The 22,245-nt window shown below is 58.1% G+C and carries 15 protein-coding genes and 1 pseudogene; 11 read left to right on the top strand and 5 right to left on the bottom strand.

Features of this window, described 5'->3' with window-relative positions; all coding sequences use genetic code 11:
- Positions 1 to 39: 39 nt before the first annotated feature.
- Entirely contained in the window at positions 40 to 2,262 is a 2,223-nt protein-coding gene (locus tag D7S89_RS25895; protein ID WP_121281735.1) for a S8 family peptidase, read from the bottom strand.
- Positions 2,259 to 3,413, bottom strand: coding sequence for an AAA family ATPase (locus D7S89_RS25890; RefSeq protein WP_245983307.1), 1,155 nt, complete (start codon positions 3,411 to 3,413; stop codon positions 2,259 to 2,261). The genes D7S89_RS25895 and D7S89_RS25890 overlap by 4 nt, the downstream gene beginning before the upstream one ends.
- Before the next feature lie 789 nt (positions 3,414 to 4,202).
- On the opposite strand from D7S89_RS25890, the gene D7S89_RS25875 reads away from it, so the two are divergent.
- Positions 4,203 to 5,561, top strand: a complete 1,359-nt coding sequence (locus tag D7S89_RS25875) for a hypothetical protein (RefSeq protein WP_121281755.1) — start codon at positions 4,203 to 4,205, stop codon at positions 5,559 to 5,561.
- Between the two features lie 663 nt (positions 5,562 to 6,224).
- Positions 6,225 to 7,592 carry an AbiJ-related protein gene (locus tag D7S89_RS25870; protein WP_121281733.1) on the top strand — a complete coding sequence of 456 codons (1,368 nt, stop codon included), beginning with the start codon at positions 6,225 to 6,227 and terminating at the stop codon, positions 7,590 to 7,592.
- Positions 7,593 to 7,956: 364 nt separating this feature from the next.
- Here the strand turns inward: D7S89_RS25870 and D7S89_RS25865 are convergent, their stop codons facing one another.
- Entirely contained in the window at positions 7,957 to 9,186 is a 1,230-nt protein-coding gene (locus D7S89_RS25865) for a TniQ family protein (protein WP_121281732.1), read from the bottom strand.
- A gap of 837 nt (positions 9,187 to 10,023) precedes the next feature.
- Between D7S89_RS25865 and D7S89_RS25860 the strand changes: the two genes are divergently transcribed.
- From D7S89_RS25860 to D7S89_RS28370, 8 genes and pseudogenes are all read left to right on the top strand, one after another.
- Positions 10,024 to 10,326, top strand: coding sequence for a DNA-binding protein (locus tag D7S89_RS25860; protein WP_342766938.1), 303 nt, complete (start codon positions 10,024 to 10,026; stop codon positions 10,324 to 10,326).
- Positions 10,327 to 10,551: 225 nt separating this feature from the next.
- Positions 10,552 to 11,541, top strand: a complete 990-nt coding sequence (locus D7S89_RS25855; RefSeq protein WP_147426772.1) for a PDDEXK family nuclease — start codon at positions 10,552 to 10,554, stop codon at positions 11,539 to 11,541.
- Positions 11,538 to 13,553 carry a hypothetical protein gene (locus D7S89_RS25850; protein ID WP_121281730.1) on the top strand — a complete coding sequence of 672 codons (2,016 nt, stop codon included), beginning with the start codon at positions 11,538 to 11,540 and terminating at the stop codon, positions 13,551 to 13,553. The genes D7S89_RS25855 and D7S89_RS25850 overlap by 4 nt, the downstream gene beginning before the upstream one ends.
- The gene (locus D7S89_RS25845; RefSeq protein WP_121281729.1) at positions 13,550 to 14,950 is read left to right on the top strand and encodes a hypothetical protein; all 1,401 of its coding nucleotides are present in this window, start codon (positions 13,550 to 13,552) and stop codon (positions 14,948 to 14,950) included. Before D7S89_RS25850 ends, D7S89_RS25845 begins: the two co-directional genes overlap by 4 nt.
- A gap of 108 nt (positions 14,951 to 15,058) precedes the next feature.
- Complete coding sequence (locus D7S89_RS25840) at positions 15,059 to 16,066, top strand: TniQ family protein (protein WP_121281728.1); 1,008 nt, start codon at positions 15,059 to 15,061, stop codon at positions 16,064 to 16,066.
- Between the two features lie 351 nt (positions 16,067 to 16,417).
- Positions 16,418 to 16,786, top strand: a pseudogene (locus D7S89_RS28080) (integrase core domain-containing protein); the annotation flags it as partial.
- Between the two features lie 1,011 nt (positions 16,787 to 17,797).
- Positions 17,798 to 18,154, top strand: coding sequence for an antitoxin Xre-like helix-turn-helix domain-containing protein (locus D7S89_RS25830; RefSeq protein WP_245983305.1), 357 nt, complete (start codon positions 17,798 to 17,800; stop codon positions 18,152 to 18,154).
- On the top strand, positions 18,154 to 18,225 hold the full coding sequence (locus D7S89_RS28370; protein WP_245983312.1) for a hypothetical protein: 72 nt from the start codon (positions 18,154 to 18,156) through the stop codon (positions 18,223 to 18,225). Before D7S89_RS25830 ends, D7S89_RS28370 begins: the two co-directional genes overlap by 1 nt.
- Positions 18,226 to 18,523: 298 nt before the next feature.
- Here D7S89_RS28370 and D7S89_RS27610 read toward each other — a convergent pair whose 3' ends face one another.
- Both D7S89_RS27610 and D7S89_RS28070 read right to left on the bottom strand, forming a co-directional pair.
- The gene (locus D7S89_RS27610; RefSeq protein ID WP_183085348.1) at positions 18,524 to 18,661 is read right to left on the bottom strand and encodes a hypothetical protein; all 138 of its coding nucleotides are present in this window, start codon (positions 18,659 to 18,661) and stop codon (positions 18,524 to 18,526) included.
- A gap of 630 nt (positions 18,662 to 19,291) precedes the next feature.
- Positions 19,292 to 20,164 (bottom strand): hypothetical protein, encoded by an 873-nt coding sequence (locus tag D7S89_RS28070; RefSeq protein ID WP_245983304.1) that lies wholly within the window; start codon positions 20,162 to 20,164, stop codon positions 19,292 to 19,294.
- Positions 20,165 to 20,728: 564 nt separating this feature from the next.
- Here D7S89_RS28070 and D7S89_RS25820 point away from each other — a divergent pair.
- Positions 20,729 to 21,973: a hypothetical protein gene (locus tag D7S89_RS25820; protein WP_147426771.1), complete on the top strand. Its 1,245-nt coding sequence runs from the start codon at positions 20,729 to 20,731 to the stop codon at positions 21,971 to 21,973.
- Positions 21,974 to 22,245: the final 272 nt, after the last annotated feature.

Here is a 22,245-nt window from a genome sequence, read left to right as displayed (position 1 = left end):
TTGGCCATATCTGGTGACGCCAATATAAAGATAGATGAATTACTTGACCCTAATCGGCAGCGACACTTGCGGCTGGATCGGCACCAACGTCTTGGCATAGGCTCGCAGGATGTCGTTGTAGAGATCGGCGTGCTTGGGCGCCTCGACAGAAAGGATCAGCGCGTAGCGGATCTTTTCGGCACCGGCGGCCCGGCCACCACCGTCGCGGGCGTTGTAGTGGATGTCGAACACAGGGTTCTTGAGGCTGGAACCACGGAAGGTCTTGGCCCCGTGCAGCACGGTTTCCCATTTGCCCTGATCCGAGCGGCGTTCCTGTTCGCTTGCGAATTTCTTCAAGTCGAAGAAGCCCTTGGTGTCCGCGTTGCTCTTGCCATCCTTGATCTTTTCGTCGTTAGGCCGGAAGACAACTTCGAGGCCAGCTTTGGTGTAGGCCGCGGCATCCTGCGGATCGGTAGGAGATGCATAGCAGAACGTGGCTTTCAGTCGGACATTGCCCGTTAACCCTTCCTTCGGCAGCGGCAGGCTGGCGCGCAGGTATTTGCTGGGTTTGAGCTCCCCCTGGTAGACCACCCGAGCCACGCCATCCGGGCACGTAATGATGTCGAGGGTGTCCTCGGGAATCTTGCCCCAGCCCACTTCGGTCGGGTCATGTTCGCCAGGATCGGCCGCATGGACCAGCAAGGCCTTGATGGCGAGAGGTGTCAGGTTGCCGCCCAGGATTGCCCGGATACCGACCGCGCTGCGCAGCAGGTACGGCGCCGCGAAACTGGTGCCGAGCTGTGGCGTCAGCACCGGTTTCGCGTTCGGCGCCAGGACGTGGAAATACTTGGACGCCGGGTTGCCGCCGAAGGCCATCAGGTCCGGCTTGACTACGCCGGGGCTGCGGCCCGGCCCGATCGCGCTGTAGGGTGCGCGAGCCCAGTCCGAGCCGGTGTCATCGGCCGCACCGACCGCGAGTGCATTAACGCAGTCCGATGGAACCTGCACGCGGCTGTAGCCAAGTTCGCGGTCGCGTTCTCCGTTGTTGCCCACGGCCACAGTCATGAGCGTGTCGCCATCGCTGAGCAGTTCGTCGATGACGGAGGTCCAGGCATGAACTTCCTGATCCTCCACTTCAAGGTCCGGCCCCAGACTCAGGTTGATGAACTCGTAGGACCGCGACAGCAGGACCTGTTCGATGAGACCGAGCGTGCGATACAACTCCAACGGCTCTTCACCGGCCGATTCCTGGTCAAGCACACGCAAATGGTCCACCGGTGCAAAGGGCCTGCCGGCCGTTCCGCTCGGCTGGATCGGGCCGAACAGCACGGCCGATGTCACGCCCAGGCCGTGCTCCGGGCCATCCGGGTCATCGTCGGCGTCTTCGTCGAGCTTCCGGTACGAGCGCAGCCAGGGACCGATGGGGTGGTGCTTCGGCAGACCGCCATCCAGGACGGCGACACGAGGTTCGGACGACAGGGGCTGCTCGATGGGAAGGCTGCACGCCACCGCAGGCCCGCCGCTGCGTTGCAAGGGGCGGATGCCGCGCAACTTGGGCACCGGCCGGATCACCCGGACGAAGGCGAAGCTGGCTAGTCTCTCGACCTCGCGCTGCTTGCCTTCGACCGGCACGAACCACAGGTTGCCGGCGACGAAATCGACTTCACTATGGACCTTCACGCCATCCCGCTGGGCGAACTTCACGAAAGCCTTCTGGATCAGGGCCGGGTCTTCGTCCGGCAACAGATGTAGGCCCACCTCGAAAAAGCGATCCTTTGGGCCGCCCAGGCTCACGATGCGGTCCGGCGGCGCGAAGGCGGCGAACCGTTCGATGTGAGCCAGGTCGTCGCCTTCGTCGGATTCCGCGTCGATGGTTTCCGTCCAATGTGAGAGGCTACGGAAAGCTTTGCGCTTGCCGGCGACGAACAATTCGGTCGTCGTGGTCTCCTGCGGCTGCCCCTTGCGGGTCCAAGCCTGCGGCTTGACCTTGACGGTGCGGCTGCCAATGGACTCCAGCCCCGTGCTGCGCAACAGTGCGGTCGGGAAGTAGGAGCGAGCGATGAAGCTGGGGTTCATCATCAGCCGGGCCACCGCGAAGTCGCCCGGACAGGCGTCAGTGGACAGTTGGTCCAGCGCTTCCGCAGCACTGCGGAACTGGGGAGCCAACCGTTCCCGCGCTTGGGCGAAGGTGTAGACCTCAGCTTTGCCAGGCATGCGCCTCGGGCCGACGATGTCGTGGGTCAGCAACTCGCCACGACCGATCAGAAAATTGGTTTGGCTCATGCGTCAGCCTTTCTCCGGGGCGTGGTCTTTCGTGCCGCAGGCGTGTCATTGGTGTACTTGCGAATCGTGTCCCGGCTCACGCCAGTGATGTCGGAGACCGCGTGTTGCGACAGGCGGGTTTGCTTGGCCAGCATCACTGCCAGGTCGATGCGGCCCTGCCTGTCGAGCGCCAGAGCGCGCGCCTTCATGAAGTCCTCGACCAGATCGGCGTCGGTAGTCGTGCCCAGGGCCACGGCGCGCCGGAAACGCTGTACATCGCGCTCGATGTCGCTGAACGAGTGCCCGGCGAATGCAAACACCAGGATGTCGATCCAACGGGCAAAGAGGGCGTAGTCCGGTCCCAAGAAACGCGTGATGGCTTCCTTGACGGCCTGTTCATCGGGCATCTTGAATTGAACCACCAGATCGAAGCGGCGCCACAGCGCCGGATCAATCAGCTCCGGGTGGTTGGTGGCCGCCAGCAATACGCTGCTGGCGGGCCATTCGTCGACTTCTTGAAGGATCACCGTGACCAGGCGCTTGAGCTCGCCCACGTCGCTGTCGTCGCTGCGCCGCTTGGCGATGGCGTCGATCTCGTCCAACAGCAGCACGCAGGGCTCGCGCTTGGCGAAGTCGATGGCCGCCCGCAGGTTGACGCCGCTCTTGCCCAGCAGACTGCTCATCACGGCAGTCAGGTCAAGCACGTACAGCGGCACCCTCAATTGCGCGGCGAGCCAGCGGGCCGTGAGTGTCTTTCCGACCCCGGGCGGTCCTACCAAGATGGCCGAGCGGGTCGGCGTCAGCCCCATGGCCTGTAGTCGGTCGCTCTGGCGGCGCTCAGCGATAAGTTGCCCCAACGCATCCTCGACATCACAGGACAGTAGCGGAGCGTCTTTCGTCGGCTCGTCCCTAAACACCTTCAGGAGCGAAAGGCGGGATTCGTCGTCGACCGGCAGGGCTTGGGTCGCCGACGGCTGGGGCGACAGCTTGCGCATTGGGGAGACCCTGCGCGCCGGCTTCGACTTCAGGAATAGCTCAAGCTGCTCGGCTAGGTCGGGCGCCGTCCCACGGTACTTGCGGACCAGCCGTGCAGCGAACAGGCGCACGTCTTCCGTCTGCTCGGCCAGAGCCAGGCGGACTATCTGGGCTAAATCTGATTGCTCTTCTTTCATTTCGCCCATAAATTAGTTAATATATTGATTTATATAAAAAAATTAAAATTCATGTTCGGACTAGATGTATTGTCGCACAAGTCGAGGTGAAGTTGGCGAATGAATCCAACGCAAGTGGCGGTGACAGTCTGGTCATCGTCCAATGTCCGGGCCGTGCGACCTCGATACAGCGTCCCGGCGTCCCGCCGTCGGGCTCGCGGGCTGCGCCCTGCGCCCTGGGCTTTGTGCCGAATTCCGGCCATCCGGCTTTGATCCCTAACGCCTCCGCGGCATGGCCGCTGCGCGTTCCGCTTGCCCGGGCTGTGGTCGCGAGCGTGGGTGCCGGCCTTGCTTTTTCAACCTACCCGCGTCGTCCTCGCGCTCAAGGGCTGCCTTGCGCGCTGGCGTCCGGGCGGCCGTCTGTGGCTGCGCCTTCGCCCCCTGACTGCTTGCGCTGCGGCGTGGGCGGTCGGTTCCGGGTAATCCCGCCCGATTTCGAACCGGAGCCGATCATGTCGCAACTCTCTCTTTCTAACTCCTTCTCCCGATGCCGTTTCCCTGCCGGTGCGCGATTTTGCCGGCAGCTACCGTTTGGCTGTGCGACACCGCGCGACCGCGCACTACCTGCTGATCCCACAGGGTTCACGTCTGATAGGCCGTTACGACAGCCAGGTCGCATTCGGGCGGCAGCGGTTGATGCCGCGACGCCGATCCCGCACATGTTGGAGGCTTTCATTGCCGCTGATCGCGTATTTCCGAAGAAAAGGAATGACGGGGATAATTAGTCGATCGTTACAACGGGGCAGGGGCATGCAAGAAATCGCGAGAATTCGCTTCGAAGCACTAGCTGCATATTGCCGGCAGCCGGAAGCAATGCTCTTCGGCGAGGAGGTGCATTGGTTTCAAGCGCATGAGGAGGCCGTACTCGTCGTAATTGTCCGAGATAGAGCAGATGGAGATTACTCAGCAGTGCTTTTGGCGAAAGATCTGAAAGAGCGTTACCGATGGGTCGGCATGACAGGCTTCTTTGAAGCACTCGAAGCGAGTATCGCCGCTGCATCCGAGGAGGTATCGCAGATCTATGCTCACTTGGAAGAGGAGCGTGCGCAGGGCGACGAGAGGGGGAGGCCTGTTGATTTTTTCGCCCCCGTCGTCGTACCTGAAAAGCTCAATCGTGACTTCGCCACGATAAGTTCGTCGGAAGGATACTCCCCCGCAGTTGATCTGATAAAACCCATGATGCGGTGGTATGAGGACGCGGATGGAAATTTTATCGAGCAATTCCAGACCACGGGTTTCGATGCGAGGCTATGGGAACTCTATCTGTTCGCTACGCTGGTAGAGGCCGGTAATACATTCGATAAAGCGTTTCCTATGCCTGATTTTTGCGCACGAAGCGTCGTTGGAGAGTTGTGTGTAGAAGCGACGACCGTCAATCCGAGTCGGAATGAAAAGGGGGAACTGGTTCCACCTCCACTACAAGACACGGAAGAACAAATTCAAGTCTTTCAACGGCAGTACATGCCGATCCGATATGCAGGCCCTCTGACGACGAAGCTGGCGAAGAGGTATTGGGAAAAGGAATATGTTCAGGGGAGACCGCTGGCCTTCGCCATCCAGGATTTTCACGCTCCCATGTCAATGCTGATGAGTAGAACGGCGCTACCAATCTATCTATATGGAACGGTATGGGATTGGGCTAAGGGCGCTGACGGCGGCCTCGTAATAACTCCGACGAAGATTTCGACGCACGTTTGGGGAAGGAAGGAGATCGCGTCGGGTTTCTTCTCTCAACCTGGGGCGGAGAACGTCAGTGCCGTCATCGCCAATGCTAGTGCAACTATCTCCAAATTTAACCGGATGGGCGTTCTTGCCGGGTTTGGATCAAAGCGGGTGAGACTAGTGCGTGAAGGCACTGCTGCAAATCCGGATTCGAACTCGGAGATGCCTCAAAGGTTCGCACATGAGGTGAACTCGCCTCAGTACACCGAAACATGGATCGAAGGTATGGATGTCTATCACAATCCTAACTCCAAGATTCCGCTGGACCCGGCTATGTTGCCAGGTGCTGCGCATCATTGGCTTCGTGAGGATGGACAACTTGAGTCATGGGTGCCGAAATGGCAGCCGTTTTCGTCGGTGACGCGCATCTTCGTCGAAGCAGAGTAGCGTCTTCGTCGATATAGGCGTGCTCGATCACTTACAAGCGATAGCCACGCTGGCATTGGGTTGACCGTGCGCTGTGTCCGGTTCGCCCCCAAGCGGCGAGCCGGACTATATGTTGCGCTTGAGCCTGCGGACGGCGAGGAGGCGCAGGACTATCGCTGTCGGCGACGCATCCCGGCACTTCTTGCAGAGGCTTGTATAGCGGCACGCTGCGGTGTATTCTGTGTGGTTGGCGATGAATCAACCTGCATTGCAGGCGTTCGCTGAGGGAAGACAAACTGTCTTTGGGGAGCACCCACTTCGCGGTTCATGTGTTGGGCACATACCAGGCTCGTAAGAACGTTCAGGCTGGTTTGGATTTCAACCTTGATTTCACCGAGGAGGTGCCTATGAAGACTCATGACGACCACAAGAAAAGCTCGTTCCGTTCAGCAATCCGTGCAGTTAAACACGTTGCGTTGTCCCTGAGCCTAGTCATGTGCGCACACATGAATCGTGCGCTTCCCTGAGCGAATGCCGCGTTGGATACGGGCCCTCCTGTGTGAGGCGTTTCGTCGAAGACGCACGCGCTGGGCGATTGCACGCCCGAACAGAGGCAGCAGGACGCGTTCGGTCAGATCGACGCGTTGCTGCGCGCCATGATGCTGCGAGGTCGAGTCTTATCCGATGGACTACGCGCAACTTCGTTCGCTGTTGGAGCCGCTCATCACGGGGTTAAAAGACGCCGGCACCCATACCATGTTGCCGATGCTTTGCGAAGAATTGGGGTTGCCCGCGCCCGCGACTGACGGCTCCAAGCGTGAGCGCATGACCGCCAGCTTCGAGGCGATAACTGATGCCGACCTGCCCGCGGTTGCACGCAAGCTGCTGGTGCGCCACCCGCCCAATGCCACTACACGCAACCAGATTCAAGACATTCTCTGGCGCGATAGTGGGTGCCCGCCGATCCCGAAACGGTATCGGCGCGAAGTCGCTCGAAGACTCAACAGCGAAGAGCTGTATGGAGATGCTCGCAGGTTCGACGACCTTTTGGAGCGGTTGTGGATCTTGGATGCCGATGACTGGATGAACTGGCTGGGCGGCAAGCCCGAGGGATTGCACGCGGAGATCCAGCAGCACGTCCATCGCAATCCAGAGGATTGGCCGGCCGAAACGCTGTTCGACCAGTTGGGCGCCTATGATGCTTCCGATCGACGCTTTGCGCTGTTTCTTGAGGGGCTGGCATCGGCCGATGTGCGCCCCGACGAGGTAGCGCAACGCCACTTCGTCGCTTGTGTCAACGAGTCGCTGCACAATTGCGGCGTCGAGCTGCGCGAGACGGATTCAGAGGGAGGCTACCCGGTCTTTTCGATGGTCTCGTTGTACGCGGCGATCAAAGGTCGGCCGAAGAATCTTATCTTCGCCTCACCCGACAAACCTGACCTGCGTTTCCGCGACGCGCTGGACAACGACATCGAGATCGTCACCAATGCTGATAAGGTGCTCGTCTATGACCGCCCCATCGGCAACGACGGACTGCGCTGGAACGACCTGCAGCAGTGGTGGAGCGATACCGAGCAGATCGCTGATGCCACGCAGGCCAAGCGCTTGCTGTACGCGCGTCTCAAGGCCAGCTTGCCCCGCAATTCCCCGCCGCAGTCCTTGCTGTTCGATGCATTCTTCGAGGGATTCCGCAGTGCCGTGCCGAACCTGCCGGCACTGCTGCCGGAAGTCTGGCTTCACTGGGACCCACGCACGGTCAAGGAGCGAGGGCCGGATGCGCTTCTGCGCTTTCGGATGGACTTCCTATTGCTGCTACCGCAGGGCGTGCGGGTCGTCATCGAAGTGGACGGCAAGCACCACTACGCGGACGGCGCGGGGAGCGCCGACGTGCAACGCTATGCGCAGATGGTCGGAGGCGACCGCGAACTTAAGCTCGCGGGATATGAAGTCTTTCGCTTTGGGGCAGCGGAGTTGCAGGCACCCACAGCTAAGGCGGACGTGAAGGTCTTCTTCGAGGCTCTGTTCAAGCGCTACGGCGTTCCAACGAGCTGACAACCCAGCCTCGTGCTAACCGGCAATTCCTTGGAGAGCACTGTGCAGAAGAGCCGGAAGTCTTGTCGCCTATTCGGTATGATTGAAGCTGATTGATGATAGGTCGACACTCTGCAAATAGTCCCGAATCCCGTGCCAGAAAAGGGCGTGTTTTCCTGACGGTAAAAGCGACGGTAAAGGCCTATGCCGATAACAGCCAAATCCTTTAACCATGCGGGTTTGGGCGGCCTGTTGATGATTGAGTGGGATTCTCGATGCCCTGCGCGCGAAACCGGATACTGCTGAGCAGAAGGCGCGTAATCGCATAAAACCCTCACAGCGTTTTCGACTCTATCTTTTCCGAGGACACGTAAGCACTCTGGAACTAAGCTCCGCTGATCCGCAGGAATTCTGCCAGTTCTGCACCACTACTTCCTCTGGAGGACCGGGACTCCCAGTACCGGCGCATTGCCATGCCCCAGTGCGCCAGATCCACGTCGCTGGCTCTGAGAATTCTCTCAAACGCCACGTGGTGCGCTGCAGTTAGCAAACGCGGGACGGCGGGCAGGCCAAAGCGACGTCGTAAGCGCAAAACGGTATCGTGCGAGCAGCTGATCGCGTGAGCTATGCGTTGGCAATCGCCCTGCATGGCAACAAATAGGCTAGCGAATCCATGCGCCGTATCGCTCGCGTTGGTTTGAACTAAAGGTTGAGCGGATCGATTCGCTGTGCGAGGTACCACTTGTTCTGTATTCAGATCTTCAATGCTGGCGAATAGACATGTAAGCACCATCACGATCGCCGTCCCAGGAGCCCCCTGACCGGAGAATGCCGCATCGATCATCAGGTCGCGCCCCGCGTAGTCGGGGTGCAGCAACGTGGGACGATGCTTTTGCAGCCAGCCATGTGGAAACCGCGACCGAACGTGACGACTAAGCGATGTTGAGCACGAACGATGTTTCCGGGCCCTCCCGATCGCGTATTCAATGCACCGCTGTCCGACGCGGACTCGAAGATGTGAAGGCTCAATGCGGCGTTCTAGCAGAGAAACGGCAAGTGCCCGGTACCTTGCTACGATCTCGTCATCGCTGTCAGGACTCGTTTCGCGAACGTATCTCCGGTCTCTTATGTAGTAACTGGGCAATCGCTCTGCGGCTCTGTCGTCTTGTACGAGGTTGAGCGGTTGGCAATGATGGATGCAAACATCAACGCCGGGCAGTTGGTGCTCCCGCCGCCACCAATCGATACCAGCATCAAGTGCGTCTTGTCGGGCGCATTCCAGACAGAACCGAAGGTTCTTCAGAAGCGGCCCGTCAGCGGGCTTTAACCACCCATTCACGAGATCTTGATAGCGGTAAGACTCTTTCTTGTGCGATGGGCAGGCGTAGAAAAAGGGTAGCAGCGAGTGCTTTGCCAGATAGGTCTCGGGATCGATTCCGAGCCGGGCCGCGATCACCTTGAATGGCTGCCTGAATTCGTCACGTTTGCGGTGATTTCGTGACTTGCCGAGCGTTTCCTGGCGAAAATGAGCGAGCGTCGAGAAGCCTGCGAGGTATGAGATCCGCCCCGCGTGTGCGACTCCGAGCTCACTGGGCATTGGTTCGACAATGATCATCAGCGCCTTCCCTCCTTTCTGACGAATCGTTCGCGAAGTTCGTCCAACTCCGCCAGGCTGCGAATGACGTGGGCGAGCGCATGGGCGTGCTCATCACTGCCATCCCATACGTCGGTGAGCGCAGACATGAGTTCTGCGTTTCGGCGCACATCGCGCCCTCGGCCGAAGTTTAGTCGACGATTTGCATAAATGCATAGCTTGTCCAACAATTTGGTGCGACGAACTATGCGACCGGAGAGGATGCGGCTTACTTGTGATTGACTCGCACCAATAGACAAAGCAAGCTGATTTTGAGTGAGTCCGGCCGATGCGAAGTGAGATGCGAGCGATAACGCAAGGCGCCGCGGGTCCGATGACGGTGACATCATAGCCTCTAGAAAGTACATATATGCATCGTAGTACATGGTGGGACGTTATGCACCTGTGCCGAAAGCGATTGCTTCAGACATTGGAGTTCGGTATGGAGTGTCGTCTTGCATCGCGGTCTACGTGGGCCATTGATGTTAGTAGTGCGATCCAGGCAAGCGTCACTCAATGTGGCAAGGTAGGTGGCGGGCTGATGTACGCCTACAGTGCGTGCCATGTGCGAACTGGTCCTACGGCAGTCGCGGCCTATGGGCGCCAGGTCGTAGATGAGCGTCCACCCGGTGAAATGGCATCCGCGTTCGACATCGCAGCCAGTGATCGTCTATGACGGGAAAGTCACTATCGCTTTGATTGAAAGGAAATTTATTTAATTGGAATTAAAATGCTTAATGGCGGCGTATTGATACGTGTTATGTTGATATATATTTATTTTAGTATTTTATTGAAAAAAATGATCGAAATGAATACACTTTGTTCATCGTTTTTCAAGTTCCCACAATCTTGCTCAACAGAACGCGCGAAGAAGTTCGGGACGCTTTTGCTTCTCACGGTGTAACAGTCGTCGAGTGGGCACACGCGCATGGGTTCAACCCGGACTCGGTTTATGCCGTGCTGCTAGGACGCACGCGTGGCGTGCGTGGAGAAGCGCACCGGATCGCGGTTGCGCTGGGGATAAAGTCGTCGGCCGGAACGCCGAACCCGATGACATGGCCGTCAAGCCGCACTGACAAGCCAACCGAAACTCAACAGGAGGTGCCCATGCCGAACAATTGAAATCGGAGGGGAAAAGCAAAATGGCCGCAGCTCTTGCAGGAGCATGCGGCCTTTCTGGACGTGCATATCGCTTTCAGGTTGCGATTACATGTATCGTCGTCCACAACTTCGCGGTTGTCAAGGCGAAGTTGTCGGTTCTGCTTTTCCCTTTTTTTGGTGTCGCATCAGCTCTGCGTGCCCGTTCGTCGGGTGCGTAGGCATCGCTCACTCGATCAAGGGAACACAATGCAATCGTCTCGTTCAGCAGCGAAGTCGTCCCGTTTGATGGCGTTGGTTCGGCGTTACGAAAGTCGTCAGGGCGTAGAAAGGATCGGCGCCCAGTATCAACCAGCCATCAAAGCTGTCCGCGGGGAAGCGCCAAGCCTGTCGCGCTGTAGTCAGATCTTGTCTGTCAGGCTTCAGAGGTCAGTTCATGCTTTGAGTACAACGGAGGCTGCCGCCACCGTTGTGGCGCTTCATTGTCCAGCGCTCGTCGATTTGCAGGAGCAGCGATGCTTACCGCTCGAGCCAGCCCGTAACCCCGCATCGCTCTACGAGGACGCAAGTTTCGATTTGCTGTGGTTGCCCGGAACAATTCGCGTGGCCGAGCGGCTTGAGCTCACGAAATACCAACCTCGATTCGTTGCTGAGGATGCACAGGGCGCCTATCACGTGCCGGTGCCTCTGGTTGGCGATCTGTTGCTGATTTTGCGTGATGCCGTGGGTGCATATGGGGTGAACTGGACTGTGAAACTCACTGAGGAGTCGTTCGGCGAGCAGCAGGGCCTGCGGCCACTTCGTCGTCGAAGCCCTGAAAGCGTGATGCGCGCCAGAGCGCGTCACCAGATCGAGGAGGTTTGCTACCAGGAAGGCGGGATTCCGACGCATCGGGTTACCCGAACGACCTTTGATCCGACGCTCGTTGATAACTTGCGGATGCTGCTTCCATGGGACAGTCGGGGGGCCGGCTTGCAGCAATCCCAGCGAGAGGAGATGGTTGATGCTTTTCGTGGCATCGTCGGGACGGAATGCGCGCCGCTCGATCTGTTGGAAGACCTGGGTAAGCAGTTCCGGTGCGAACGGCAGGATTGTCTGGTTGTGTTGTACCAGGCGATCTGGCGTCGTCAGCTGGTTGTTGATCTCTTTAAGCCGGTGCTCGTCAATGTGCCGCTCAGGCCAGAACGAACTAACCCATTCGATCGGTATGCACAGTTGTTCGTGCGAGGTGCGAAATGAACGTCGGGTCCTTGCTTGAATTTCCCGACGGGTACGGCGGCATCCCGAAGTCAGCGAAACTGCACCTCCTGGATAACGCTCATTCGCCAACCTGGACCTTTTTGGTCGAGTTCGTAGACGCAAAGGAGAAGAGCGCGGAAATACGCCGGATCGCGAGGACGGATTTTGAGTCTGGGCTTCTTGACGGCGCGATTCGTGTGAGCTGCACACAACCATCGTTGCCGTGCTGGTTGGAGTCTCTTGAAGGGATCGACGTACAAAGCATCGAGACCGCCAGGGGCCGCAGGAAGCACTCCAACATTGATAGGGTGACGGCACGTCTGTTTGAGATTCAGCCTTTACTGTGTCGCTCTGATCAAATATTCCGGTCAGGCGACCCTTCACAGGCAATCGCAGCACTGGCACGTAAATTTGCTCCGAGGAGCCATCCTGGTCGGCTACGTTTGTGGTTCTCCTGCTACCTGGTGTTCGGGCGCGACGCGCGTGCGCTTTACCCTTCGTTCGTTCGCATTGGACACTGGGACCGCAAAAGCAAATTCACGGGCAACCCGCTGGGCCTTCCGCCTCGCGGTGGCCGTGGCGCCTATTTTCATGTCGACGAAGAGGCTCGCCGGACAATCGAAGCTGGTTACGTCAAGCACATGGATATCGGCAGAAAGCGGGTTGAAATCTATGCTCAGATTCTCAAGAACAATTTCAACTGCACGACTGTGGGAAAAGGCGCGGATTTACGCATCGTGTCGCGTGACAGCAAGCCATTCCCGACGATCAACCAGGTAACGTACTGTGCGCGCAAAGCCTATAGCCCGGATCAATTGAGCGAGGCTGTGTACGGGGCTGCCCGTGTCCGCCATCGCCTGGCTCCGGACCAGGGGCGATATAGTCGGGGCGTTGCGAACCTGTTCGAGCGAGCAGAAGCCGACGGCTACTACAGGGAAGACCGGCTGCGCGATTTCGGTGGAAGCGCGTCCGACGAAAAGTTCTGCGTCGTCCGACTTGTAGATGTCCTGTCAGGTGTGGTCGCGGGTATTGGTTTTGCTTGGGGAAGCGAGACCGCAGATGCCTACCGCATGGCACTTTTTTGCGCGTCCATGCGGAAGGCTGAATTTGCTCAACTCTTTGGCCTTGAGATCAGTGAAGAGGATTGGCCATGTGCAGGCATACCCGCGCAGTTGTCGATCGACCGCGGGCCGGGGGCAGCAGAAACCGTTTTAGGCGACAGCCGGTACATCCCCTGGCGCGAGTTGACGGCGTCGTTCTCGCCGAGGGATAAGGCGACCGTCGAGTCTTCCCACCCCAGGACTGTCCGGACAGAAGGACGACCCATAAAATTTGAAAGCACACTGACGCCCGTCGATGCAGCAAAGCAAGAGATACTGCGAGCAATTAGAGACAATTGGCGCAGTGACGCGAGCGACCGCCTGACACCGGACATGATCGAACGCGGTGTCGTGCCAAATCCGATGAGTATTTGGCGATGGCTTGACGAACGCGGTCGCACGAGCGCCGAACTGATCAGTTTTGATGAAGCAGTTCGTGCCTTCCTGACACCGGTTGAGTTCAAGGCAACGCGGGATTCGCTGCAGCTCCATGCTCGCAGCTTTGGGTCGCCGGAACTGGAAGCGGCGGGCTTTCGCCAACGACTGCCACGGTCGCAGACGCTGAGGGTGCCGGGCTATGGCATGAATCTGTGCGTTCGTCACGCCTGGATCGAGGTGGACCACCGTCTGGTTCGCGTCGACGCGCAACTCCCCATCCGCGATGACGACGCGCAGTTGTACTCCACTACCATTCACCTTGCCGCTGAGGCGAAGCAACTCACGGCGATGCGGTCGGATCAACGGGAGCACGCTATTGGTGAGGAACTGAAGTACCAGCAGGCATGCGAGGCAGCTACAGGCAAAGATCCCGCCGCCGGCAGTTGGGCTTCGGCCAGGCCTAAAGGCCGCGGAAAGAGCCAGATACAGTCGAAGGCGGAACGTGATGCCGTGACTCCGAGGTCTACCCTATGAAGGACTTCACGCCATGGGCCAAGCGATTTCTCGATCTCGACGACAGAACTATTGCGACACGAACGAAATTCCTGCCGGAACCAGTCTGTCTACTCGATTCGATGTCTGCCGGTACGGCCGCTGAGACCTTGCTCAGCGCGCTAGAGACGATTTTCATTGCAACGCCGTCCGGCATCCGAGTTATTCGTCGTATCGTCGACGTCGCGGGGGCATATTCGCGAGCGGCTTTTCCGGAAGTCGATGCCCGAGCTTTCATGTCCCAGCTGTACCACTTCGACGAGTCCGTCAAACTGGCCCCCCGTCCTGCGATCTGCCTTACTGGTCTGGCAGGTAGCGGAAAGAGCGCCCTGCTTAAGGCGTTACTGAGGCTGTTGCCGGACACGGAGTGCGATGTCCTCGGCCATCCGCTTCCTCTGCGCAGCTTTCTCTACCTGGCGGTGAAGGAGCATGACACCGAGGCAGCAATTTTCAACTCGCTGCGCGAATCGACAGCGCGGTGGGGCGATCCGGCGCACACCGCGCATACGTTACCCTCGAGCGGGGCCGCTCGCTCAAAACGGGTGGGCAGTGTCAGCGCGGTGATGCCCTTTGCCCAACGCGGAGTCTTTCGTGACGGCGTATCGGCAATATTGCTAGACGAGCTGCAGTTCCTCGCACAGAGCGGCGCGACGACCCGGATCGCGAAGACGCTGCTACTTCATACCTACCTTGGCCCACCGCTTTTGTACTCTGCCAACTACGACATGGTTCATGGCCTGGCGAAACGTGCGCAGCAGTATCGGGACAGGTTGCTATCGAACCCGCTCGTCATGTTGCCCGATTGTCTGGAGTGTGCCGATGAGCTAGCCGGGTGGGTCGCATATCTGGAGGAGGTGCTTCGTGTGGCGAACGGTGCGTTGAAATTCGACCCACGAAGGGATGCCGAACTTTTGCATAGGTACAGTTTTGCGCTCCGCCGAAAGCTCCTGCTCCTATTTTCCATCGCTTACGGTCACGCCCGGGAGAGCGGCAAGTCTTGCGCGGATCGCTGTGATTTCGATTGGGCATACAGGTCCACTCTTTATCAGATCCACCGGGCCGATGTTGAAGAGTTGGCGAGTATGGAAGTGGGCGCAACCTCAGGAAGGAAGGATCTTGTCTGTCCCTTCGACGTGGAGTCAAATGTCAAGGAGGCACGTCAGAGGTTTTACCAGGCCAGGCTCATGAAAGACGTGGCACAGCAGGTGGTTGTCGCTGCGTTAAGCCCACCGGAAGCCAAGGCATATGCTGCTGCGGGCGGGACCGTCGGGAATGTTGGCACTGCGGCAAGTCGGCGATCAAATGGGCCGCGAGTGAAGAAGCCTGTATCTGCAAAGTCCCTTTCGGAGGGGCGGCAACGATTCAGGAGCGGGTCGTAAGCGGGAGCAGCGATGTTTGACATGGTCGCGATCAACGTTCGTTGTCCGCGCTTCGCGCGCGTGCCTGTAATAGCTGCCGATTCCACGGATCAGTAGGCGCAAGTTCAAATGACAATCGCATCTCCAAACCAGGTGCCGTTAGACCTGCGGATTCCACTGCCCGTCGGGGGATGGCTGCCAGACGAGACGATTTTTAGTCTCGCGAGTCGCCACCATATCGTCGCATGTAATCGGCGCGACTCAGATACCTGTCTGCAGTTGTTCGAGCACGCGCGCGCCGGAAGCAAGCATGATGTTCCGTCGCGCCTTGACGCGTTCGTCGCGAGGACTGGCAGGCAGCTTGGCAGCGTAGAGGAGATCGTATTCAGGCACACGCTGCTGCCCTTCTACTTTCCATTGACGTCAAAAGAGCGGGTGGGTGACATCATTCGAACAGTGCGAAGTACGATGACAGGGTCGCTCAGGTATCCGCTGTATATGCTCTTGAACCGGTTTTCCGCGGCTCATCCGCTAAAGGCGTGCGAACAATGTATCGATGAAGACATCAAGCAGTTTCAGGTCGCGTATTGGCACCGTGCCCATCAATATCCTGGCGTCTGGGTATGCCCTACCCATAACTGCGAACTTCGCGAGACCATGAAACCGATTGGAAGGTCCGGCGGTTACAGTTGGTTGCTGCCAGGGAAGGAGCATTTTGCACAAGCATCGGACACCTGTTTACTTGCAAATCCTGGACCCGACCGGGCTCTCTTGCTGAGAAGTCTGGCCATCGCCGCCGGGTCTCTCGCTGCACTGGCGCCTGACGTCTTCATTGAAAAAGAAAGAGCAGCGCGAGCTTATACAAACAGGCTAACTGCACTGGGGATGCGAAGTGGATCAGGCGAACTGCAGCTATCGCGATGTGTAACGTCGATTCTCGAGGCGGCGATGCCACTGCGCTCAATACCTGAATTGTTCGCATTGCCTGCGAACGAACAGCAAGCGCGTGCGTACGTGACGCGGCTGACGTGGTTGCCCGTTCAGAACATACACGTCCTGCTGCATCTGTTTGCGGTCGTTTGGCTGTTTCGGAGTTGGGATTGCTTTTGGCAAAGCTATCTAACCTGTACCGGATAGAAACGGTACGGTTGCTGTTACTGTTCCCTTGCCGTCAGGCGATGATGTTGTAATCGTTCCAATTGACGAGGTCGGAGTTGCGCCATGAACCACCCATATAGGCTGATTCGTCCTGAGGAACTCGCCGCGCCCGGCGAAATGGAGCCTGCTGTTGTTTTGCGGGTATCGTTGAAAGCGATTGCGAACGTCGTCGCAGAGAAGTTGGGAAAGACAGGCGCTATCCTTATTTTCCACGCCTCGGATAGCGATGCGATGTATCTTCGGATTGACGATGTGCCGCTTGCCTTCGTCTCATTCAACGAGGAGCCGCGCGAGGTGCATGTCTACGTGGCAGATCGGAATGTGCAAGGGGAGATCGACTTCTCGTTGCCGTCGGAACGTGTGATTCGTGCGCTGCGACAGATCATCGGTTGGCGTGGCCGGCCGCAAGCGATCCGGTGTGACAACGGACCCGAGTACCTGAGCGCCGCGATCACCGAATGGGGTCGACAGTACGGCATCCGGCTCGACTACATCCAGCCGGGCAAGCCCCAGCAGAATGCGTATGTCGAGCGATTCAACCGGACCGTGCGATACGAATGGCTGTCGCAGTATCACTGGGAAGACCTGGATCACGTGCAGCGTGTCGCGACCGATTGGATGTGGACTTACAATCACGACCGCCCGAACATGGCCCTGGGCGGATTTACGCCAAAGCAACGGCTGGCCATGGCCGCTTAGTTTCTACTACTTCTGAACCCCGTGGAAAACGGGGGGATTACCTTCGGAAGTTGGGGTCATTTCTGGACAGAGTATGAACGGGAGCCTGTTGGTGTGACAGGTTCGAATAAGCCTGCCAGTAAGAAGCAGTCCGAATTGATATGTCAGAGTGGAGATGACAGCTATCGGGAACTCCTCGCGACGACGATGATCGCCGAGAGGGGGAGCCTCAAGAAAGCGTCGTGACTCCGACTCGTTCGTGAGATGACATTTCTGGTTTAGGGGTGATCTGCCGGCGGCGATGTCGGAGTGACATCAGTTTCAACGATCGCTATCTTGATTGAGGTTCCTCGAAATGAAGAAGTGGTGCATGGAGGCAGGCTTGTAGCACGACGCCATGCTATATCCCGTGTTCGATGGGGAAGCGCTATCGGCTAGCGGCACTGGCTCGGGCTTGTATATGTTGGCTTCGTCTATGCACCTCGGTCATTTGTAGCAAAATTATCAATCTTCGATAAGATCGAAAAGATTGCTACAAACCGCAGATTTGCCGTGCCTGATCTCTGGTCGGGAGTCGCTAGGCAGGTCGGCACGAGGTATGTAATCGCCGCGAACGGCTCGTAGCTTTCCATTCCGACCCGGAGGTGAACGTGCTTGGCCAATATTCCATTACGGCGGACTATCATAGTGGCATCGGACATCATTCGGTGACTGCTGCACACATCGGGCGGCCCCTTGGCCTACCGCGGAATTCCAGCATGGCATGAAGCCGGGGCCGGGTTCCGATTGGCGAGACAAGATGAATCACTACGATTCAACCGCCGGCGCAAACCGCACTGGCATATGGATTGTCACCGCTCTGCCACCCGGTGACCCGTTGTGCCGGGGCGAACTCCTGTTTCCAGACGGCTTCAAGTGGCCAGTACAATGACAAATGCTTCTAGGTCAAGTGGGACCACGCGAGCGAGACCCGCGACGACACACAAAGTGAGAACTTCCCTTGCGCGTAGTTCGTGGCGTCCGCAGTTCAACTTGCTCGATTTTGCAGCGGTTTTCCTGGCCTCGCCGATCGAGCGAATCGAGTGGCTTAAGCATGGTGTGCGCGCCGGCCTTGTCGGCGAAATGGCGGCCCGGATGAACACAAGTGACGAGCAGTTGATGAAGCGGCTGGGCTTTCCGCGCGCGACCGTCGCGCGCAAAGCGAAGGCCGACCAAAACTTGTCCACGGCACAGGGTGAGCGTCTTGTCGGGATGTCGAAGCTCATTGGTCAGGTACAAATACTGGTCGATCAGTCCGGCAACTCCGAAGGGTTCAATGCCGCGTCGTGGGTGGGGAAGTGGCTGGAGCGCCCTACGGAGCGCTCGGGGGGCGAAGGCCGGCCGAACTGATGGACATTGTCATGGGACAAGAACTCGTCGGTTCCTTGCTTGCGCAAATGCAAAGTGGGGCCTACGCATGATAGTGGTGTTTTTGCCAATTGAGACAGACCCCCCGGACTAGGCGCCTCACTACCTCTGCCACGTGGGGGACGGGCCTGGGTGGCCGCTGGAACGGAGCGCTACGAGCGGTGCCAGGCTGGGCGGCGCGTCAAGAACTCGAACTGGTCTCCTAGCCGACACTCGACGGTGGGCGCCAGTACTTTGTTCGCCAGATTGCAGGCTAGCTGCACTATGTGACGCCACCGCGTTGGGGATTCCAGGCCCAGCACTGGCGGACTGACAGCAGACTCATATGAGTGGTCCCGCTGTACTGATCGGTCAATGGTCGAGAATCATCATCGCCAAAGTTACCAAGGTCGCGATCGAACCGATGATGCCGGCAACGACAGCTGATAGTGCCACGATAGCTTCCTTGCCATGGGCACGGGGAAACAAATAGCGTGCAAGAGTCGTCATGACTTGCTCCAGGCATGCGATGAGAGCAGTGGATTTTCCGCCACCTTTTTGGAGGTAGATGGTATTTGTCTTGGAGAGCCCTAGAGTACCATGTCGTCCACTTCGAGTTTCTCGGAGGAAGACAAACGCTGGGCGATCTGCCAGCTGTACACGATGATCGGAGTCGCGAGCTTCGGCCGTTCATGAATCGGTCACTACAAGTTGCTAGCTCTCGCGCCCGAAATGTCCACTACGGCCTAACTGCCGACGGAGCGATCGTGTACACAGCCGCCTCCATGCAGCGAATCGGAAGGAGGGGCGACGGGCCGCACTTGCCAGCCAAAGGTGGTCACTTGGACCGGCACCCGACGGTGCGTTCAAGCGTCGGCTCCAAGTTGAACAGCAGACGCTTGCCATGCGATATGTCCAAAGACTCTTCGAGGGGATCACTACCATCTCGTAAAGCGCCTCGCGATCGAAGCCGGTGCCGCGTGGCCGCGCCTCAATCTTGGTGGTCAGCGCCGGCTCGCAATCGTAGCGATCAAGTAGCGGCTTAGCGTCGTTCTGGAAAGGTGCTGCGGCGCCGCGCGTACGAGCCTCTTCGGCCCGCTTCTCGCGCAGCCCCGCCAGATTTTCCTCGAGTGTATTCATTCAGCAGCGGCTGTCTCCGTCGCAAGACGCTTTCGTGGTCATTGTGACCGTCCAGGGCGCAAGTTCCCCAACTCTCAAAGCGATTCCGGCATAAGCGGAGCGGGAATCAACCTCAAAGCGGAACGCGTTTCCTTTGTCGGCCAATTCCGGGGCGACGCCGTGCCAAAACAGGGTCGCTCTCTGGCCGGTCATCTCCGAAAGGTACGCTGGAACGACGTTCCGTTTCGTCGACACCAAGCGTAGAGGGAGTTTGCCGGTTCCGTGTTGAAATTTCTTTCTGCTTTCTATCAGAAAGCAGTAATCCCGCTCAACCACGGTAGCCGCGCCGAAGATGATCCGGTCGCGCGCGTTCAACGAGTCGATGTGGTCGGTAGCGCCACCGAGAAATGTGAACGCCGTTTCGTACGTCAAGTTCCGGCCCGCAACGGCTAACGGCTGCGTGGCGCGTTCATCGGGCGTCATGCATGTCCAAGCATCAATCACTTCTTCGAGCGTCCCGGGATGCACTGCGGGGAGCGCCCGTACCGCCACGGCAAGCTGCAATAGTTCCGTCTTCGTAGGTGCTCTCGGTTTCGCCTTGATCGTTGGGCCGGGACCTAGTACGTTTGGTACTGGCTTTGACCGCACGTCTGGGGTTCGTGGCTTGGGTAGTCCGGGATAGAGCGAGGATTCCGTAGAGCGGGCTTCATTGGGACAGCCGGTGATGTGTCTGTCGGGAGCATAGAAATACGTGTTGACCCTTCTCTTCGGGTACACCCTGACGAGGCAGATTTCGTGTGGGCAATAGCAGGCGAGTTCAAACCCGGCCCTCGCGGTATACGCATAGTCCACCGTGACTTTTGATTCGAGTTCCCAGCATAGAGCTTCGGTCATCAATTCATCCCGCATACGCTTCTATCTCCTAGGTGACCAATCTGCTCCACAGTAATTGGAGTCATTTAGCCCTGTCGACGGGACGGTCGCCTTCCGATCCGCTGCGGTCCCTCGCGCCGCTGACCTTGCTGCCGGAGACAAGTCGTTCGGCCATGGGCACTGTAGTCGATGAGCCAACATATCTGCGTACCTCTGACAAACTCGCGGCTCTGTTCTGCGCAGTGAAAGGCGCAGCTCGCCTTATAATGAACACTGTGCAAACATGCCTGACGGTGCAGCTATGTGTTGCTGGTGTAGATGCTGAGTATACTTAAATAGCCGCCTTGATCAGCTGGCCAAGAGGGAAATCGTGAAGAGGACGTTGCGTCAAATCGGGCCTGTGTAATCCGCAATAGCGGCGTCCGACGCAGCGGTACTTTGGGATTGCTATGCTGGCTGGCGAACTGAAGCGATTTGGCTCAATCGTATCGCAGCGCTTGTCATCATCATTGGCGTTGCTCTCGTTGCCTCAGCGATCATGGTCATCGACTGATACCAAGAACGAACTTTTCCCACCTTGCCTTGATGTCTCAGGAAGAATTCGGCACATACCGGGCTCTCGTCGAGTCCCTCTTCAACCCGATCTGGCTCAGGGAGTCCACGCCGCATCGGCTAAGGGCCATTTGGCGACGAACCGACAAGCTCGCCAAAGTTGAGGTCGCGTCGCTTGGCTTCTTCATTAAACAGTTGCAGGCGGAGCACAGGAAGTGGCTAGCAGATACCGCACGAGATATTCGAAACCAAGCGCAGAGTCCTCACGGCCTGATCTTTGAGATCGTCACTCTTGGTAGCCTCGCTGCTCGTGGCATGAACGTTCGACCCATGAAACAGCATCATCCCGGCTATGACGCCGAGGTATCGGGTCAAGACGGGTGTACGCTTCGGGTGTCCATTAAAAACCACGATATTTCAGAGCAAGAGAAGCAGTTCCGGTTTGAGAGCGCGAGACTAGCCAACATCGTGCGTCGGCGCGTCCTTGCTTCGGGAGGCGGGTGGCAGGCCGTCATCCGATCTCGCACGCATCTGGATACGGATGCATTCGAAGAGATCGCCGCCACCTTGCGGCGGTCGCCCATTCGCCCCGGCGAGATTGCCCCTCATTTGTTCCCTAGAAGAGGGGCATCCATCCAGATGCGAAGGATTCTCGATCCGAAGTTTCTGCCCGGCTCGTACACTTGCAATGTGACTTGTACTCAGACCGAGTATGAGCGGGCTAGGTTTCAGAAGAACATCAATATTGCGATCAAAAAGCTTGACGAGTATTCGCCACGAGCTCCTGGGTGCAGCAATGTGATCTTTATGCGGGTGCACGGCTCAGCAGACGTCGAGGAGTTGACCCGCTACGCGCGAGAAGCCATTGCTAGACCCGACTGTTCGGTGGACGCAATCCTGTTGTACCAAGCTGTAGTCGGGCACAAACGCACGGCTCAGGAGATAATGTACTACGCATGTGACGTGGTCTCGCCGCGCTACAGAGGCCCTAGCCTTAAATTTCCATTGCAATTCCTGTCTGGCGTTGTCGTCACAAAGCCAGTCGGGAGAGGCCTCTTCATCGTCTCGGGTGAAGAGCAACTGCCCGTTGATGACATCGCAAGTGAATACAGCTATCAACGGGGGCAATTGTTTTACAGGTTGCACGGCACTGGCGCGTCCTTCGAGCTCCCCGATTCGTTCCCTGGGATTGAACAAACGTTGGTAAGTGAGCAACCAGGCGGCAAGGTTCACCTCAGTCAGCCCTTCGCGGAGGACGAAGATCTCTTCCTTCTCTAGGGCGCTTGCGGTGCTCTACAGGCTTTCGCTGACTCGATGTCGATTTGAGGTGGTGTGGTCACTCGCCGCCATCTGGTCGAGCTTCAGCTATCAACTGCCTGACGCAGACATTTGGCCGAACCTCGCCGAGGACTGCTCTTGGCCGACCTCTGCCTGATGCGGCCGGCAGCAGTCGACTGCGGATTCAACCGGTCGATGCAACAGCTAGATGGAATCGTTCAGCCGGTGTATCGAAGTTTAGTGTCTTGCGCGGACGTTCGTTGAGCCGCCTG

Source organism: Trinickia fusca (assembly GCF_003628145.1).
GTDB classification, from domain to species: domain Bacteria; phylum Pseudomonadota; class Gammaproteobacteria; order Burkholderiales; family Burkholderiaceae; genus Trinickia; species Trinickia fusca.
The sequence above is the reverse complement of the archived record's forward strand: the minus strand, read 5'-3'. Positions and strand labels throughout refer to the sequence as shown.